General features: G+C 66.6%; 14 protein-coding genes. 7 read left to right on the forward strand and 7 right to left on the reverse strand.

Annotated features, from left to right (window positions below; translation table 11 throughout):
* Positions 1 to 12 precede the first annotated feature (12 nt).
* Positions 13 to 348, forward strand: coding sequence for a hypothetical protein (locus AB4Y92_RS08070; protein WP_441819147.1), 336 nt, complete (start codon positions 13 to 15; stop codon positions 346 to 348).
* Between the two features lie 355 nt (positions 349 to 703).
* Positions 704 to 3,583 carry a protein kinase domain-containing protein gene (locus AB4Y92_RS08075; RefSeq protein WP_441819148.1) on the forward strand — a complete coding sequence of 960 codons (2,880 nt, stop codon included), beginning with the start codon at positions 704 to 706 and terminating at the stop codon, positions 3,581 to 3,583.
* 31 nt (positions 3,584 to 3,614) lie between these two features.
* Here the strand turns inward: AB4Y92_RS08075 and AB4Y92_RS08080 are convergent, their stop codons facing one another.
* Positions 3,615 to 4,268, reverse strand: coding sequence for an ECF-type sigma factor (locus tag AB4Y92_RS08080; protein WP_441819149.1), 654 nt, complete (start codon positions 4,266 to 4,268; stop codon positions 3,615 to 3,617).
* A 756-nt stretch (positions 4,269 to 5,024) separates the two neighbouring features.
* On the opposite strand from AB4Y92_RS08080, the gene AB4Y92_RS08085 reads away from it, so the two are divergent.
* Positions 5,025 to 5,405, forward strand: coding sequence for a helix-turn-helix domain-containing protein (locus tag AB4Y92_RS08085; protein WP_441819150.1), 381 nt, complete (start codon positions 5,025 to 5,027; stop codon positions 5,403 to 5,405).
* Positions 5,406 to 5,629: 224 nt separating this feature from the next.
* The gene (locus AB4Y92_RS08090; RefSeq protein WP_441819151.1) at positions 5,630 to 5,926 is read left to right on the forward strand and encodes a hypothetical protein; all 297 of its coding nucleotides are present in this window, start codon (positions 5,630 to 5,632) and stop codon (positions 5,924 to 5,926) included.
* Positions 5,927 to 6,017: 91 nt separating this feature from the next.
* Here the strand turns inward: AB4Y92_RS08090 and AB4Y92_RS08095 are convergent, their stop codons facing one another.
* The 5 genes from AB4Y92_RS08095 to AB4Y92_RS08115 all read right to left on the reverse strand — a co-directional run bounded on the left by AB4Y92_RS08095 (position 6,018) and on the right by AB4Y92_RS08115 (position 13,125).
* Positions 6,018 to 6,347 carry a hypothetical protein gene (locus tag AB4Y92_RS08095; RefSeq protein WP_441819152.1) on the reverse strand — a complete coding sequence of 110 codons (330 nt, stop codon included), beginning with the start codon at positions 6,345 to 6,347 and terminating at the stop codon, positions 6,018 to 6,020.
* Positions 6,348 to 6,565: 218 nt separating this feature from the next.
* Entirely contained in the window at positions 6,566 to 7,933 is a 1,368-nt protein-coding gene (locus tag AB4Y92_RS08100; protein ID WP_441819153.1) for a peptidyl-prolyl cis-trans isomerase, read from the reverse strand.
* Positions 7,930 to 8,970: a hypothetical protein gene (locus tag AB4Y92_RS08105; protein ID WP_441819154.1), complete on the reverse strand. Its 1,041-nt coding sequence runs from the start codon at positions 8,968 to 8,970 to the stop codon at positions 7,930 to 7,932. The genes AB4Y92_RS08100 and AB4Y92_RS08105 overlap by 4 nt, the downstream gene beginning before the upstream one ends.
* A 92-nt stretch (positions 8,971 to 9,062) precedes the next feature.
* The gene (locus AB4Y92_RS08110) at positions 9,063 to 11,459 is read right to left on the reverse strand and encodes a glycoside hydrolase family 3 N-terminal domain-containing protein (protein ID WP_441819155.1); all 2,397 of its coding nucleotides are present in this window, start codon (positions 11,457 to 11,459) and stop codon (positions 9,063 to 9,065) included.
* A 244-nt stretch (positions 11,460 to 11,703) separates the two neighbouring features.
* Positions 11,704 to 13,125: a carbohydrate-binding protein gene (locus tag AB4Y92_RS08115; RefSeq protein ID WP_441819156.1), complete on the reverse strand. Its 1,422-nt coding sequence runs from the start codon at positions 13,123 to 13,125 to the stop codon at positions 11,704 to 11,706.
* 447 nt (positions 13,126 to 13,572) lie between these two features.
* Here AB4Y92_RS08115 and AB4Y92_RS08120 point away from each other — a divergent pair, with 447 nt between their 5' ends.
* On the forward strand, positions 13,573 to 13,857 hold the full coding sequence (locus AB4Y92_RS08120; RefSeq protein ID WP_441819157.1) for a hypothetical protein: 285 nt from the start codon (positions 13,573 to 13,575) through the stop codon (positions 13,855 to 13,857).
* A gap of 176 nt (positions 13,858 to 14,033) precedes the next feature.
* Here the strand turns inward: AB4Y92_RS08120 and gcvA are convergent, their stop codons facing one another.
* Entirely contained in the window at positions 14,034 to 14,978 is a 945-nt protein-coding gene (gcvA, locus tag AB4Y92_RS08125) for a transcriptional regulator GcvA (protein ID WP_441819158.1), read from the reverse strand.
* A 136-nt stretch (positions 14,979 to 15,114) separates the two neighbouring features.
* Between gcvA and AB4Y92_RS08130 the strand changes: the two genes are divergently transcribed.
* Together AB4Y92_RS08130 and AB4Y92_RS08135 are read left to right on the forward strand one after the other, a co-directional pair.
* Entirely contained in the window at positions 15,115 to 15,939 is an 825-nt protein-coding gene (locus AB4Y92_RS08130; RefSeq protein WP_441819159.1) for an MBL fold metallo-hydrolase, read from the forward strand.
* Positions 15,936 to 16,811, forward strand: a complete 876-nt coding sequence (locus AB4Y92_RS08135; protein ID WP_441819160.1) for an MBL fold metallo-hydrolase — start codon at positions 15,936 to 15,938, stop codon at positions 16,809 to 16,811. Before AB4Y92_RS08130 ends, AB4Y92_RS08135 begins: the two co-directional genes overlap by 4 nt.
* The last annotated feature ends 1 nt before the right edge of the window (position 16,812 follow it).

Genomic DNA, 16,812 nt, shown 5'->3' on the forward strand with positions numbered 1-16,812 from the left:
CTGGAGAACGACATGACTATCGTGCGCAGAATGATGGCGTTACTGGTGCTGATGACTCTCGGCAATTCGGGCTTCGCCGCCGAGCCCGCATGCGCGAGCGAGGCTCGCGCGCAGGCGAAACGGCTGCTGACTTTTCACGTCGGGGAAGACGACCGCATCTCGATCGATTCAGCGGTCAAAAAGCGCACCTCCATACGCAATCCTGCTAACGCGAAGCAGCAATTCGCGGTTCTGGAGGTGTGGGGGCGCGTCTACAAAGGTTCGTACCGGATGCGTTTGATCTATAGCGAGGCAGGCCAGGGCTGCACGCTGATGGGGCAGGAAATCCTCGAACACGCGAGCCTGTAAGCGATCCATACTTCGCCTGGTGTTGTTATCGATACCCTTGCTTCGTAACAAGGCGGATCGACAGGACATCGCCGCGACGCGAGATCGCCCGGAAGTGATTCGTGAACGATGAAATGTGACGCGGTCGAAGTTTCAGGCGCTGCCGGCGGTTCGCAGCGCGTCATCGGCCCTCACGGTGCCTCCGGCGCGCGTGTCCTGTTTCACGCGGGTATCGCGAACTGGATAAGCACGAACCCCGACGTGCCCGGCGCACGCCGCGATGCCCGGCTACATCGGCTTCGCGTTGTTCCGGGATGACCGGGGGCCGTACCCTGCCGCGGCGGTGCCGTGGTCCTGTTCCCTTATCGGAATGCGCATGTCCTCTCTCGAAGTCCGCGCTCTGGCCGAATTCGATGCCGTGGCCGATCTGGATGCGGCGCATCGCAAACAGGCGCTGGAGGTATTGCGCGCCAACGATCCGGAATTGTTCCAGGCGGTGAGTTCGCTGCTGCGCGCCGACGCGCTGGAGGGCGCGCTGGAAACCTCGCCGCTGAACATCCTGGCCCAAAGCCAGCCGGCCCGCGGCGGGGCTGACGATGCGTCGCAATCGGATCAGCGCATCGGACAGTCGCTCGGCCCCTGGCGCATCGAAGCGGTGCTGGGCACCGGCGGCATGGGCACGGTGTACCGCGCGCTTCGCGACGACGGGCAGTACGCGCAGGCCGTCGCGATCAAATGCGTGCGCAGGGAAATCTCCTCGCCGGTGCTGGCCGAATCCATCCGCAACGAACGCGATGCGCTCGCGCGCCTGGATCATCCCAACATCGCGACCTTGCTCGACGGCGGCATCGACGCCGGAGGGTATCCGTGGCTGGCGATGCAGTTGGTCGATGGCCAGCCGATCGACGCCTACTGCGATGCGCGCCAACTGGACACGCGCACGCGCGTGACGCTGTTCGATCAGGCCTGCGAAGGCGTCGCCTATGCGCATAGCAAGGTCACGCTGCATTCGGACATCAAGCCGTCCAACATCCTGGTCGGCGCCGGCGGGCGCCCGATGCTGATCGACTTCGGCCTGTCTTCGCTGAACCTGGGCGCCGCCGGCGCGGCGCGTCCGGGCGTGGCGATGACCTGGGGTTACACCGCGCCGGAGGTGATGGCGGGCGAGGGCTACAGCGTCGCCAGCGATATCTACGCGCTGGGCGCGGTGTTGTACCGATTGCTGTGCGGGCGATGGCCGCCGGCGCAGGCCGAACTGCGCGCCGCGGGAATAGCGAGGTTCGACACGCAACAATCGCCGAGCCGGCTCGCCAGCGAGGCGACGATCGACGCGGCGAAACTGCGTTCCTGCGATACGGTCGCGGCCTGGGCGCGCGAGTTGTCCGGCGATCTGGATCGCATCGCGATGGCCTGCGTCGATCCGGAACCGCGACGGCGTTATCGCTCGGTGGCGGAGTTGCAGATCGATCTGCGCCGCTGGCTGCAGACCCGTCCTCTGCTCGCGCGCGAACGCGAAGCCGGCTATCGCGCGCGCCTGTTCCTGCGCCGCAACCGCATCGCGGTCGCGGTGTCGGTGGCGATGATCGCCGCGCTGGGCGCGGTGTCCGGATTGGCCTACAAACACAGCCTTCAGGCCGCGCACGAAGCGCAATCCACCCGCGAAGTGCAGCGCCTGTTCGAAGACACCCTGGGCGAAATGACGCTGACCAGCCTCGGCCATTCGCCGCTGGTGTCGGGCGACATGCTGCACGTCGCCGAACGGCGTTTGCGCGAGCGCGGCAGCGCCGACCCGGCCTCGGTGCGCGCGCGCGGCCTGATCGCGCTGGCCAAGAGTTACACCACGCTGGGCGATTACCAGCGCGCGTTGAACCTGGTCAAGGAAGCGCGCGCGCTCGGCATGGACGATCCCGAGCAACGCGCCTTGACCCAGGCCACGCTGGCCCATCTGTTCAATGTCCAATCCCGTTATGCGCAGGCCGAGCAGGCGGTGCGCGAAGGTTTGCTGGACGCCAGCGCGGCCGATCTGAACGGCCGCGCGCACGTCGTATTGGCCCTGGACGTGGAACTGGCGCGAGCGCAATGGGGCAGGGCGCAGCTCACCGAGGCCAACGCGACCTTGAACCGCGCCCTGGGCATGGCCGAATCGCTGGCCGCGCGCAATCCCGTGCCTTTGGCCGAGTTGCTGACCCAGCGCGGCGAATGGCGGACGCAGTTGTTCGAATTCGAATCGGCGCGCAGCGACCTGCAGCGCGCGGTCGCCCTGGCGGACGGGCGCGACGCGGTCGTGGCCGACTCGGCGCGCGCCGAACTGGAACACACCTTGTTCGCCATGGACGAGCGCGCGCAGGCCCTGGCCATCGCCCAGCGCCTGCTGGCGAACCGGCGCCGCCTGTTGGGTCCGGCCCATCCGGAAACCGGCAAGGCCTGGGCGGTGCTGGCCGAGGCGCAGTACGCCAATGCGCAGCTGGCGCCATCGCTAGAGTCCGCCCAGACCGGCGAGCGGATTCTGCGCGATGCGCTGGGGTCGCAACATCCCGAGGTAGCCGATGCGATGCGCATGGTCGCGGCGGTGCATTCGCAGACCGGCGAAACCCAGCTGGGTATCGATGAAGCTCGCAGAGCGCTGTCGATCATGCTGCGCGCGCATGGTCCGTCGCATCAGCGCAGCATCCGCGCGATGATCCATCTGGGCAGCGCGCTGGCGGTCAAGGCACTGGAAACGCCGTCCGAACGCCCCTGGCACGAAGTCGTGGACCTGTATCAGCGCGCGGTGACCGAAGGCGAGAAGCAGGGCCTGCCGATGCTGGTGTATCGGGTCTATCTGATCCGCGCGCAATTGCGCATCGGCCGCACGCAAGGCATCGAAGCAGAACTCGGGCGGGTGATCGCCGGGCTGACCCGCGCGCGCGGCGCCGGCAACGATCGCGTTCTGCAGACGCGCTACGTGCTGGTCGAACTGCTGCTGCGGCAGAAACGCGACAGCGATGCCGGACGCGAGCTGACGGCCTTGCTGCGCGACGCCGACACGGCGCCGCCGAGTCTGGCGGTGGATGTGGTGCGCTTCAACAGCCACGATGTGCTGGGCGATCTGGCCTCATCCGCGGGGCAGATCGCGAGTGCGCGTGAACACTGGCAGCGCGCTTACGAGATCGGCTTGCGCATCGCCGGGCCGAAGGAGGCGTCGATCCGTCAGGTGGGAGAGAAGCTGGCTCGGCTCACCTCCGGCGCCGGCGCGCAGGCGCTGGCCAAACACTGAACCGGCGCGCGGCCGTCGCTCGATACGCGGCCTAGATGGTGATGTCGCCGCCCTCGTGCCCCAGCCGCATCAGCAGATAGGCGCGTGCGCGCCGCCAGTCGCGGCGCACGGTGCGCACGTTGAGCGAGAAACCATCGGCGATCTCCTGCTCGCTCAAGCCGCCGAAGTAACGCAGTTCCACGACCTGGGCCAGACGCTCGTCGAAGCCGGCCAGGGAGTCGAGCGCCTGATCCAGTGCCAGCAACTGCTCCAGGCGGGCTTCGGAACCGGACTCGGCATGATCGTTCAGGGCGGTGAAATCGATCGCGCTGCCGCGTTTGTCCGCCAGGGTGCGGCGCGCTTCGTCCAGCAGCACGAAACGCATCGCGCGCGCGATCAGCGAGGTGAGGTGCGCGCGGCTTTCCACCGGCAGCTCCGAATGCGCCAGACGCAGCCAGGTTTCGCTGATCAGCGAGGTCGGCGACAGGCGGGGCCCGCCCTGCTGGCGAATCTGCGAACGCGCGATGCGATGCAAATCCGCGTAGAGCAGGCTGTAGATGCGCTGCCAGGCATCGGCCCGTCCGTCGTGCGCGGCGGCCAACAGCGCGGTGACGCTGTCGCCGCCGTCGGCCGGCGGCAGCGCCGTTGCGGCAGCGTCGGCGCGGTTGGCCGGATGCGCCAAGGGAGAGTGATCGCTTGCGATCATGTGGTGGACTTGCCTCGTTCGTAAAAAAGAGCGGCGGGCGCATTTCGCCGGGACCGCCCATTCCTGTCGTCTCGCCGGACATCGCCCGCGGGCATTCGCCGTTTATAGCGAACCCTGAGCCTGTCGTACTTGTCCCCCATGACCATTTGGCCATCATCACGGTCGTCGATACCGGTGTTTTGTGCGATGGTCCGCGAAAAACCACGGGCAGGATCACACTTCCCCGATAAATATCAGCAGATCGGCCGTCCGATTCTCTCGGCCGGCGATTTTCAAGCCGTTGATCGTGCGCCGGGCGAATGAGGCTGCGTGAGAGGTCCCGTCCGTCGATCGCCGGCATCGAACAAGCGCAGATCCAGTCGCAGGCGAGTCGCGATGAAGCGCAAGCGCATGCGACTGCGCTGATTTTCCAGCCGCGGCTAACGTTCCCTAACACTCGCTCACCGCGGTTTGCTTGTTGCCTCAAGTCATCGCGTCCCGATTCGAAGGCGAACGTGTCCAATACGGCCGCGCGAATCGCAGCGAACGAAGCGATGCGGATCGCGGGCTAGGGCGCATGCCGACGATATTCGCTCAGCAAAAACAGCGACATACGAACCGGCAGGTTTCGGAAAGGCGACCGGACGAAGCGAAGGGCACCGTGATCGCGACGGATCAATGACGATCCGCGCGACTCCCGCGGTTCGTCGAACCATCGCGCAATGCGACAGCGACGACGCGGGACATTTCGGCAAGCCCTACACCCGAGGCTCTTCCATGGACGACTCCACCACACCCGATCAGATCGCAGGACCCGAGTTCTACGCCGTATCCGTCCTGAGCAGCGCAAGCCTGCAGGACGAGGAACCCATCGCCGCGACCGACCACCGGGTCGGATTGTTGGACCGCGGCCAGGTCGTGTTGGACGGCGCGGTGCTGCGCCGGTTGCGTCAGGATCGGTTGCTGAGCCAGCAGGATCTGGCCGACGAATGCTGGCGGCGCAATATCCGCGTTTCCATCGCCACGATAAAACGGGCCGAATCCGGCCGCGCCGTGCGTTTTCGCATCGCTCACGCATTGGCGCGCTGCTTCGAAGTCCCGGTCATGCAGATCGTTCGCTGCGAGACGACTCCTGTGGCCACGGCGATCAACGGCTAGGCCTGCGAAAAGCGCCCGAACTGATACGCGACTGCGCCGGCAATGACGCTGTTTATCCGACGGGCGAGGCGAATACTGCGATGGCGATGCGGACCTGCAGCAACGGCATCCGCTCGCAGCATCGCGCAATCGGAATCTCCTGTCGGACCGGTAACCGTGTTCCTTCTGAGCCGATCGCATCGTTCATCCGCGCAACATCATCCACTTCGGAAAAGGATTCCCCAATGGCTACGCCCATTAAAGTCACCGCCTGCGACAACGAGCTCTACATCATCGCCTCGACGCCGGCCGGTTCGTCCGAAATCTGCCACATCAGCTCCGGCAACAACGATCCGGTCAGCTACGCCGTCAATCTGGGTTCGGTGCTGGCGCCGGGCAAGTACAGCCTGACCCTGGTCGGCATCAACTGGGGCGGCCCGGCCGCGTTCAACGTCATGGTCGGCACGACGCCGCTCACCTTCAGCAATCCGAACGCGCCGATCGGCGTGGTCTGGAACCAGACGGTGGCCGTCACCGTCTAAACGACGGTACGTCAACCTGTGATTCAACGCAGCCGGCCACGCACGTGGGCCGGCTGCGTCGCGTTGCGCGTGTGAAACGTCGCGGCCGCGATTATTTCGGTTGCGAGTCGCGCGATGCTTCGCTGCGCAATGCGATCTGCCGTGCTTCCAGGTGGCGGATCTTGTCCCGCGCCTCATTGATGGCGGCCGGCGGCGCACCGGCCGCGATCGCCTGGGCGAGCAGGGCTTTCCACTTGGGCAGCTCCTGCTCGGCGGCCATCAGGTAATCCTCGCGAAGCCGTCGCTGGCCGCGCAGTTCGTACTCGCGGTAGCGGGCCGGATCGCTGAGATCCCACGCGGTGGCGCCGGGCGCCTGCGATTCCGGCGTGGGTCGCTCGATCGGTGGCGCGCGATCGTCGCCGTGCTCGCGCGCCGCGGCCATCGTCTGCCAAGCCGGTTGCGGCTGCGGCGGGATCGGCGCTGCGGAGGGTTGGGCGAAGTCCGATAGCGAGGCGGATGCAATCTGCGCGCTTGCGTGCGCCGACGGATCGATCGTTGCGGACGGTTCCTGCGAGGGCTCGCCTGCGACGGGCGCGTTCGGCCTGATCAGCCACCACGCCGCGCCGGCGATCAGCAGTGCCGCACCGGCCAGAGGCCATTTCACGGCCCGCCGTCCAACATCTTCGGCGCGGCGCGCAGGCCCAGCGCATCCAGGTTGATATCGACACGCGCTTCAGACAAAAGCCGCGCGCTCAGACCGGCGAAGTTCGACGCGGCGCGCTGCCGCGCAATGGCCTCGCTGGCCGCGAACCGCACGGTTTCGCTGTCGGCCGGATGCAGGCCGGTCACGCGCCGGTCCACCTTGACGATGACCCAACCCGGCGCGGCCGTTCCGGCTTCCGGCTCGCGGATCGGCGGCGACGCGGCGCCGGGCGGTTGCATGAAGGCGAGCTGCGCGATCCACGAACGGCGGGTGGCATCGCTGTCGATCCATTTCGCGATGCCGTCGCCGGCGCCGCGTTGCCGCGCCAACTCCTCGAAGCGCGCGCCTTGCGCGAGCTTGACGGCGACGGCGCGCGCCTGGGCCTCATCGGCGAAACGCACCGTCCGCGCCAGCACCTTTTCGGTACGCGTGAACTCGGCCTTGTGCGTGTTGTAGTAGCCGGCAATAGCCGATGGCTCGACGCCGCGCTGCAGGCGCTCGACTTCGGGACTGCTGTAATGCGGGTCTTCGCCGCTGCCCAGCAGACGCGCCAGGGCATTGCGGCGATTGCGATCGGCCACCAGTTGCCGCAGCTGCTCCACGCCATCGTCGCCGAGGCCGCTGTTCTGCCGGGCCCAGCCCAGCACAAACCGGTCGCGCGCCAACTGCCGGGCCTGCTCCATCGCGAATCCGACATCGAACCGATACAAGGCATTGCGCCCTTGCACGTCCTGCCGTTCCCAGATGTCGTGCAGGGTGACGCGATACGACTGCGTACCCACGCGGCCGTCGATCAAGGGCACCTCGCGCAACTTCGCTTCGCGCGCGGCGGGCAGGCGATCGTCCAGGCGCAGCTTGCCGCCGGTGTCGAGCAGGGCGACCAAGCGTTCGCGCGTAAGCGGATGGCGTTTGACGATGAAGCTGTCGGCCGCCCCCATCGCCTTCGTCAGGGGCTCGCGAAACGCCGCCTGCAAGGTCGTCACCAGCGAAGCCTCGACGGTAGCCTGCGGAGAAAATCGTACACGCTCGCCGGCGAACAACTTCGCATCGTCGTACTGGCGCCGTGCATAGGCGCCGAGCACGCGATCCTGCGCCGCGGCCGCCGCCACCTGCGCCGGCGTGACCTCGGGTTTTTGCTCGCGCACCACGCGCAGCAGCGCGTCCAGCGCGGGCCTGGACAAGGTCCAGTCGTTGACCCGCAGCGCGACGCGCGGTTGCGTCAGCGTGCCATCCACCGGCACGCCGGGGGCCGCGAACGCCGGCGCGGCGAAGAACGCCGCGCCGGCAACTGCTGTGATGAGCGCATTCGCCCAAGACGACTTCACGGCGACAGACGCTCCGCGGCGCGGTCGAGCACGCGTACCACCATCGCGATGGCGTGCGGAACCGTCTTGCGCGACACCTCGAGGCGATCGGCGTAGGCGGTGGAGGACAGCACCACCGCGCCGTTCTGGTAGGTGTACGCGCCGAGCTGATACATCAGCGGACGCACATCGGTGGCGGTGGCCGGGAGCGCGGATATATCGTTCAGCGCCAGCTTCACCAGCGCCGGATCGTTGAGCTTCTCGGTGTAGTAGTAGTTCTCCACCCAGCCTTCGTAATCGGAGTGGTTGTTGCCCGAGGTCGACCACGTATGCTGCGGCACGCTGACGTCGGTGGTGTGCAGCACGAAGCCCAGCGACTGCGCGGTGGGGCTGGCGAGGAACTGCGTGAACCAGTATTGGCCGAGGTTGGAAATCGGCTGGAACGGCATCTTCTGGAAGTCGGCGTACATCGACGCGCTGGAGGTGCTGCCGATGCGGTACTTGCTCTCGGTCACGCCGTAGGTGTTGTAGCGGCTGGTTTCGCCGAACCAACCCTTCATGCCGCCGCTGCCGTCGTCCAGATGGTCGTTCCACAGCCAGTCGGCGGCCAGGTTGTCGATGTCGCCCTTCATCACGCTGCGGTCGTAGTTGTAGCCGCCGTAGGTGTTGCCGTGCACGTCGCGGCTGTTGGCGTGATCCTGGAAATGCCAGTACGAGGTGTAGTTGACCAGCGACGCGGTGGTGCCCCACAGCGGCGCCTTCACGCAGTCGCCGGTGAGCGCGCCGCAGATGTAGGTGTCGGAGAAATCGTCGACGTCGTAGGCGCCCTGGCCGATCGCGGTGGCGAAGCTGTCGATGGTGTAGCCCGCCGCCTGCACGCCGGCCAGCAGCCGGTTGTAGTTGGTGATGCTCGGATTGGCCTTCATGAAGGCCACGGCGTCGAGGACGATACGGCGGTGGACTTCCTGCTTGTGCGCCTGCGCGGCGGTGCTGGCGAGCAACAAGCCGGCGCAGCCGACCGCTGCAATGTGACGAAGAGCACGGGAAAACACGGGCATGGCCATAATCTCCGGACAGAAAATTTCCGGAATGATGATCAGTGCATGTGACGGACCCGCGTCAGACTCCGCAGCCCGGGCTGCGGCGCGACTCAGGGCAGCACTTCGAATTCGCTTTTCTGGCGGATGTCCTCCGAGCCCGAGCCGATCATCACCCGGAACGTTCCGGGCTCGACCACGCGATGCATCCGGCGATCCCACAGCGCCAGATCGTCGGGCTTCAGCGTGAAACGCACGGTGCGGGTTTCGCCCGGGCGCAGATGGATTCGTTCGAAGCCGCGCAGGTTCTTTTCGTAAGTGGTGACCGAGCTGACCAGGTCGCGCGTGTACAGCTGCACCACTTCGTCGCCGGCGCACTGTCCGCTGTTGCGCACATCGACGCTGACCGACACCTCGCCGCCCATGGCGACGCGCGTCGGATCGGTACGCAGATTGCTGTAGTCGAACGTGGTGTAGCTCAGACCATGGCCGAAGCTGTACAGCGCGCCGTTGACGCGCGACTTCTCGCCTTCCCACTGCGCATTGGGTTTGCTCGGAAAATTGAACGGTATCTGCCCGGCGGTTTTCGGGAAGGTGACCGTCAACTTGCCGCCGGGGTTGTAGTCGCCGAACAGCACGTCGGCGATCGCGCTGCCGCCGTGGTCGCCGGGAAACCAGGCTTCGACGATGGCGGGCACGTGCTTGTCGGCCCAGTTGATCGACAGCGGCCGTCCGTTGATCAACACCAGCACGACCGGGGTTCCGGTCGCCTGCACGGCTTGCAGCAGTTCGTTCTGGCGGCCGGGCAGGTCCAGGCTGGTGCGCGACAGACTTTCGCCGACGGTGCGGTCCGAGTCGCCGAGCACGACGATGGCGACGTCCGCGCCCTTGGCCGCCTGCACTGCGTTAGCGATGCCGGCGTTTTCTTCCGTGGTCAGCGGTTCGGGCAGGATCTCGATCTGCGGCCAGTTGGCGCCGCTGGCCTCGACGCCCTTGGCGTAGCGCACCGTGGCGCCGCCGCCGAGCTTGTCGCGGATGCCCTGCAGTACCGTCACCGTGGCGCCGCCGGAGGGGCCGTAGTGGCGGTGCGCATAGCGATCGTCGTCGGCGTTCGGCCCGATCACCGCGACCGTGCGCAGCGCCTTGCGCAGCGGCAATGCGCCGCCCTCGTTCTTCAGCAGCACGATGCTTTCACGCGCGGCCTGCAACGCGACTTGCCGGTGCTGCGCCGAGTTCACCAGCCGCGCGGTGGCCTGCGCATCCTCGATGTACGGCCGATCGAACAGACCGATGCGGAACTTGACCCGCAGGATGTCGCGCACGCGCGCATCGATGGTCGCCATGGGCAATCCGCCGTCGCGCACCAGCTCGCGCAGCGGCAACAGGAAGTTGTCCGGCCGCGTGAAGTTGGTGCGCACGTTCAATCCCGCCTCGACCGCCTGCCGAACCGCGTCCTTGGGATCGGCGGCGACCGCGTGCTTGGTATGCAGGTACTCGACCGACTCGCTGTCGGAAACGACATAGCCCTTGAAGCCGAAATCCCCGCGCAGGCGCTCGGTCAGCCAGTAATGGCTGCCGGTGACGGGAATGCCGTCGTAGTCGTTGTACGAACTCATCACGCCCAGCAGGCCGGCTTCGCGAATGGCGGCGGCGAACGGCGGCAGGAAAATGTTCTCGACCTCGCGCGGGCTGGTCTGCGGATCGGTGCGCGCTTCGCCCTCGCGCGCGCCCTTGTTGTTGCTGTAGACGGCGAAATGCTTGGCGGTCGCGGCGACCGTCATGTCCTGCTGCAGGCCCTTGACCATCTCCACGCCCAGGCGCGAGACCAGATACGGGTCTTCGCCGTAGACCTCCTCCATGCGTCCCCAGCGCTGATCGCGGGCGACATCGAGGATCGGCGCGTACACGTTGGTATAGCCCAGCGCGCGCGCTTCCAATCCGGTGATGCGGCCGATCCGCCGCACCAGCTCGCGGTTCCAGGTATGGCCGATGCCAAGTTGCGAGGGGAAATTCGTTCCGGCGTAGGACTCGACCCCGCGGATGCCTTCGTTGGTGAAGTCGACCGGAATGCCCAGGCGCGTGTCTTCGATGAAGAAGCGCTGCACCTGGTTCATGGCCCATACGTGCTTGCGGATATCGGTGGCGTAGACGCTGGCCGATCCGCTGCCGAAGCCGTTGAGATGTTCGTCGATATTGCCGATGCCGTCCTTCCAGATCGACTGCCGCCACTGCGGTGTCGGCACTTCGTCCTTGAGGATGCGGCCATAGCCGTACAGCGTGGCCATCTGCCCGGTCTTCTCGTCGGCGGTCATCCGCGCCAGCAGGTCTTCCACGCGCGCGTCGATCGGCGCGCTGCGATCTTCGTACACGTCCTTGCGGCCGTTCTTGTCCAGATCGATCCAGCCGTCGCGATAGAGCCCGGCCGTCTCGCCCGCCGACAGCGGCAGGGCGAGCGCGGCCGCCATGCAGGCGGCGATGGCGGCGGGCAATCGATACGGCTGGTCTTTCATGAGCGGGCCTCGGATGTGATGGAACCTAGATTAGCGTTTCGTCCGTAACGCAGGATCGCCGGCCGTTGCGCGTCGCAGCATGGGGCCGTGATATCGCCGGCACTCCGGCATGCAAGCGCGGAACCGATCTTGCCGCAAGAATTCGCGGAGGTTCGGCGGCCCTCGAAAAAAAGGCTTCCGGGTATTTCCCGGAAGCCTCGTTTCGTAGCGTTCGGGCGGCAAACGCCGGTTTCGTCGCGACAATTCACAGCCGGGTGATGCGAATCCAGTTGATGTTCCAGCCGCCTTGCTGCGCGTAGACGCCCAGGTTGTACGTCCCCGCGGCCACGGTGACCGTGTGCGCGACGGTGGTCCAGTTCTGCCAGCCGCCGGTCGCCGGCACCTGCGCCTGGCCCAGCAGGATGCCGCCGGCGTTGAGGTCGAGCGACAGCGCGCCGCCGCTCGGGCTCGCCACCCGATATTCGATCCGATAGCTGCCGCTGGCGGGGAAGGCGATGTTGTTGTACGACATCCAGTCGCCGGTTTCGATCCAGCCGACGTTCGAGCCGCCTTCCGAGCACGCTTCCACCTGCACGCCGTTCTGCGCGCTGAAGTTTTCCGCTTCCAGCGTCAGCGCCCATGGCTGGTTGGCGCGCGCGATCACCAGCGAGGTGGCGCGATCGTTGAAGCCGTCATCGACCAGACAGGCGGTATCGGCGCTCTTGGTGAGGCTGGGACCGGTGAAGTTGTCGTCCTGGTACAAGGTCGCCTGATAACCGGCGGTCACGCGCAGCGACGACAGATCGTCGTTCTGGATGCCGCGCGCCTGCAGCTGCGACAAGGTGTAGCTGCCCTCGGGCAAGGCCACGGCGTAGCCGCCGTAGTTGCAGTGTTGGAAGCCGGTGGCGACGCCGTTGCCGCCGGCACCGGCGCTGTACACGCGCACGTAGTCCACTTCCATCTTCGCCGGCAGACGGCTTTCATCGACATTGAAACCCGGCCAGTTGCCGCCGATGGCGAAGTTCAGCAGCAGGAAGAAATCGCGATGGAATTCTTCCGTGCCGTTGACGCTGTTCTGGATATTGGCCTCGTGGAACTTGTTGCCGTCCACGTACCAGCGGATCGCGTTGGCGTCCCACTCCACGGTGTACAGGTGCCAGTCGGCGACGCTGAGCGCGGTATTGCCGCCGTACTGAGCGTAGTTGCCGTTGTTGTCGCGCCAGTGGATGGTGCCGTAGGTACGATCCTCGTTGTTGACGTGCTCCATGATGTCGATCTCGCCCGAATCGGGCCAGCCGACCTGCGGCAAGTTCGCGCCCAGCATCCAGAATGCCGGCCATGCGCCCATGAACGAGGGCAGCTTCATCCGCGCCTCGATCTTGCCGTACTTGAAGGTGCGGATGCCCTGGGTCTTCATTCGCGCCGAGGTGTAACGGAAGCCGCCGAAATCCTCGCGGCGGGCGGTGATGACCAGGGCGTTGTTCTCGATGCCGGCGTTCTCGCGGCGGTAGTACTCCAGCTCGTTATTGCCCCAACCGCCGCTGCCGTTGCCGGTTTCGAACACCCAGTCGGGCTTGATCGATCCGTCGAATTCGTCGCTCCATACCAGTTGCCAGTTCTGCGCCCAGGCGCCGCCGGCGAAGCTGCAGGCGACCAGGAAAATCAGGCTCTTTATCAGTCGTTTCATGAGGTGGTGTCCTCGTGGGAGTCGGGAACGTCGCATCGCATCGCGATGGGCGCGGCCCTCTCGGGCGGGCCGCGACGGCGTGCGGATCTCGCCGCCGCGCGGCGACGGCGGCCCTGCGTGCGGTCGCGGATAGATTCGATCCTATGCGGCCGCATGGCGCTGCGCAGGGCGTCGCAACACCTCGCACGGTTGCGGGCCGATGCGTGACGCATGCACGTTTGATGGGGCGGGGCGGTGGATTCGCCGCTTCGGTCGGTTTCGGCGGGCGCCGCGCGGCCGGATTCGAACTGCGATGACCGGCACTTCGCAGGCCCTGGCCCGTGCCGTTGGCGCCGCGATAATTCCCTCACGCATGCCGGCAAGGCTTCGAAGCCGCCGGCCCGCGCGGCCACGCGGCGATGTCTGCGCGGTCAGAACCTGCAGTCAACCCGACCAAGGAGAAGGATCGTGAGAAGACTCAACCGCAAACTGTGCGGCGCCGTTGCCGCCTTGACCCTCGGACTGGGCGCGGCCACCAGCGCATTCGCGTGGCCGCCGCCGGGACATCCCTATGTCCAGATGGTCTATTACTACCGCGACGGCGCCGTCGTCGGCATGCGCTTCGTCAGCTACGGCTGCGAGTATCCGCAACCGCCGGGCTGGGGCGAAGAAACCGACGAGGCGCGCGGCGGCATACGGCTGGATTGCTATGGGCCGGCGCCGGTGGAAAGCGGGCCCGGCGCAGTGCGCTGAATAGGCTCGCCTATGGCTGTTGGCGGCGCTTAAACACCTGGTCACAGGAGTGCCAGTTGAACCCCTCTCCCGCTTGCCATTCGAGGTAATTTCCTTCGGAGCGCGGGAGAGGGGCGGAGGGCACTTGGGTCGATGATGTAGCGGCGCCGCGGCTCGCTCGCGGCGATGCCATCAATTCAACCTGCGCCTTCGCCTATCGCGGTCTGCGAATCCGCGCCGGCCGCTTCCTCGCGCAGCCAACGGCAGAAAGCCTCGACGGCCGGATTGCCGTCGCCGCCATCGAGCGGACGCACGATCCAGAACGCATACGCATTAGCCAGGACGCGATCGAACGGCGCGATCAGGCGCCCACGCTGCAAATCCTCCGCGACCAGCGGACCCACGCCGAGGGCGACGCCGTGTCCGGCGATCGCCGCTTCCTGGGCCAGATAGATGCTGGAGAAGACCGGGCCGCGCGTCGCGTCCATGCGCGTAACGCCCGCCTGTTCCAGCCATGCGGCCCAATCCGGCACGCCGGCGCGGCCGATGGCGCTTTCGTCGTGCAGCAAGGTGTGGCGCAGCAGATCGTCGGGCCGCATCAGCGGCGGGCGGCCGTCGTCCGGCCGCGACGGCGCGCAGACCGGGAACACCGGCGCGTCCAGCAAATGTTCGGTGCGCACGCCGTTGTAAGCGCCGGGCCCGTAGCGCAGGGCGATATCGATGCCGTCGCGGACGAAATCGGCTTGTTCGTTGCCGGTTTCGATGCGCACCTTGACCTCGGGATGATCGCGATGGAACCGGTGCAGCCGCGGCGCGAGCCATTTCGCCGCGAACGATTCCATCGTGCTCACGCGCAGGTCGGCGTGGGCGGGCGCGGTGGCCCGGTCCAGGGCCAGATTGATCAGCCCGAACAACTGCGTCAGCGACGCGGCCAGCGCCTCGCCCTGCGCGGTCAGTTCGACCGCGCGATGGCCGCGATGGAACAGCTTCACGCCCAGGTGCGCCTCCAGCCGCTTCACCTGATGGCTGACCGCGGCCGGGGTGACGAACAGCTGCGCGGCCGCGGCCTGGAAACTCAGGCACCGCGCCGCGGCTTCGAAGGCGCGCAGGGCGTTGAGCGGGACAGGGTGCAAGGACTTCACGATCGCATCGAACCTGCGGGTGCCGGAGCCGGCATCCTATCAAGTTAGTTTTCCTAACGCGGCGCGGAAAATATCTCGTTTGTCAGCGCCGCCGGCGCTGGAAATGATGGGGCCACCGAAACGGCGGACGCGCATCATGAGATTGGAAGAACTGGCCGGCGACGTGCTGATGTTCGTCGGCGACGACCACGAGTCGGTGGCCACCGCGATCCTCGACGGCGAGCAGGCGCTGCTGATCGACTCGCTGGGAAGCCAGGACGATGCGCGCTGGCTGCGCCGGGTGCTGTGCGAGGACCTGCGCAAGACGGTGCGGGTGATCGTGGCGACTCATTTCATGAGCGATCACATGGCCGGACTTTCGCTGTTCCCGGACGCGCTGACCATCGCCCATCGCCATCATCGCCATACTTTTCTTTCGCAGAACCGGCGGGTCGATGCGTTCTATCGCGAACCCCGGGTGGTTTTCGACAGCGCGATGAGCCTGCGCTGGGGCCGGCATGAGCTGAGTCTGATCCACAACCCCGGCAAGACCATGGACCACATCAGCGTGGACGTGCCCGGCGCCGATCTGGTCTGCGTCGGCGACAACATCGTCGGCAATATCGTCTATCTGTCCAAGGCCGATCCCGAGCTGATCCGCGCCGCGATCGGCCGTATTCGCCAGTTCGGCCGCGGCACCATCGTCGGCGGGCATATGGGTAAGTTTCCGGCGGCCGTGCTCGACAACGCGGTGCATTATCTGGACCGGCTGCAGCACCATGTCATGCAACTGCGGCTCGATGTCGCCGCGGACGAAGCCGATGCCCGCATCGCCTCGATTCCCATCGAAGCCTGTCTGGCGCCGTCGGTAGAAGCCAGCGCGTTCGAGCGTGAATGGCATCGACGCAATCTGGACGTCGTCATCGCCCAATCGGTGTTCGCCTTCGACGCCGCGCTCGCGGCGCGGGCGGTGCGGGCATGAACCGCGAAGACACGATGTCCGGCCGCGGCATCGGGCGCCGGCAATTCCTGTGCGGCTGCGCCAGCCTCGCGGCGGCGAGCTTGCTGCCCGGCGATGTGTTCGCCGCCGGCAATGGCGATGAACTGAAAATCCAGCGGCTGGCCTGGGCCGGCATCCGCCTGCAATTGCCGCAGGCGACTTTGTTCATCGATCCGTTGATCAATCCCGACGCCTGGGGCGCCGCGCTCAAGGACCGCTTGATTCCGGTCGGCGATGCGGTGGGCGATACCTATGTCGCGATCACCCACGCGCATCCGGATCATTTCGATCCGATGGCCGCGGCGCAGGCGCTGAGCAAGGGCGGGGCGCTGGTGTATCCGGCGGGAATCCAGCCGCAGCCCATGCCCGAAAAAGCCCGGGCGCGGCCGAGCGCGTTGTGGGAGCCGCAACTGCTCGGCGACTTCACCGCCACCGCCGTTCCGGCGTCGGACGGTTACGGCGATCCGCAGGTGTCGTGGGTGGTGTCGGCCGGCGGCCGCCGCATCTTTCATGGCGGCGACACGCTCTGGCACGGGCACTGGTGGCGGATCGCGCGCCAGTTCGGCCCGTTCGACGCGGCATTTCTGCCGGTCAACGGCGCGCGTTTCGGCTGGCGCAAGCCGGTCAGCGGCCTGCCGGGCGTGCTGACGCCGGAGCAGGCGGTGGCGGCCGCGACCATCCTGGGCGCGCGCCGTCTGATTCCCATTCACTACGGCATAACGGGCATGGACGAGGAGTATCGGGAGGTGGCCGATCCGATCGGCTCGTTGCGCAAGGCCGCACGCGCGAAATCGGCTGCGGCGATCGCGATACAGCCGATGGCGCCGGGAGAATGGTTGGACTGGGGTGTCTGAA

The sequence above is a fragment of the Lysobacter sp. TAB13 genome (genome assembly GCF_052113885.1).
Lineage (GTDB): Bacteria > Pseudomonadota > Gammaproteobacteria > Xanthomonadales > Xanthomonadaceae > Lysobacter > Lysobacter gummosus.

Coding starts and splice junctions, on each gene's coding strand:
- AB4Y92_RS08110 (WP_441819155.1), bottom strand. CDS start 11,459: ATGAAAGACCAGCCGTATCGATTGCCCGCCGCCATCGCCGCCTGCATG.
- AB4Y92_RS08070 (WP_441819147.1), top strand. CDS start 13: ATGACTATCGTGCGCAGAATGATGGCGTTACTGGTGCTGATGACTCTC.
- AB4Y92_RS08085 (WP_441819150.1), top strand. CDS start 5,025: ATGGACGACTCCACCACACCCGATCAGATCGCAGGACCCGAGTTCTAC.
- AB4Y92_RS08130 (WP_441819159.1), top strand. CDS start 15,115: ATGAGATTGGAAGAACTGGCCGGCGACGTGCTGATGTTCGTCGGCGAC.
- AB4Y92_RS08105 (WP_441819154.1), bottom strand. CDS start 8,970: ATGCCCGTGTTTTCCCGTGCTCTTCGTCACATTGCAGCGGTCGGCTGC.
- AB4Y92_RS08090 (WP_441819151.1), top strand. CDS start 5,630: ATGGCTACGCCCATTAAAGTCACCGCCTGCGACAACGAGCTCTACATC.
- AB4Y92_RS08095 (WP_441819152.1), bottom strand. CDS start 6,347: ATGGCCGCGGCGCGCGAGCACGGCGACGATCGCGCGCCACCGATCGAG.
- AB4Y92_RS08135 (WP_441819160.1), top strand. CDS start 15,936: ATGAACCGCGAAGACACGATGTCCGGCCGCGGCATCGGGCGCCGGCAA.
- AB4Y92_RS08075 (WP_441819148.1), top strand. CDS start 704: ATGTCCTCTCTCGAAGTCCGCGCTCTGGCCGAATTCGATGCCGTGGCC.
- AB4Y92_RS08115 (WP_441819156.1), bottom strand. CDS start 13,125: ATGAAACGACTGATAAAGAGCCTGATTTTCCTGGTCGCCTGCAGCTTC.
- AB4Y92_RS08080 (WP_441819149.1), bottom strand. CDS start 4,268: ATGATCGCAAGCGATCACTCTCCCTTGGCGCATCCGGCCAACCGCGCC.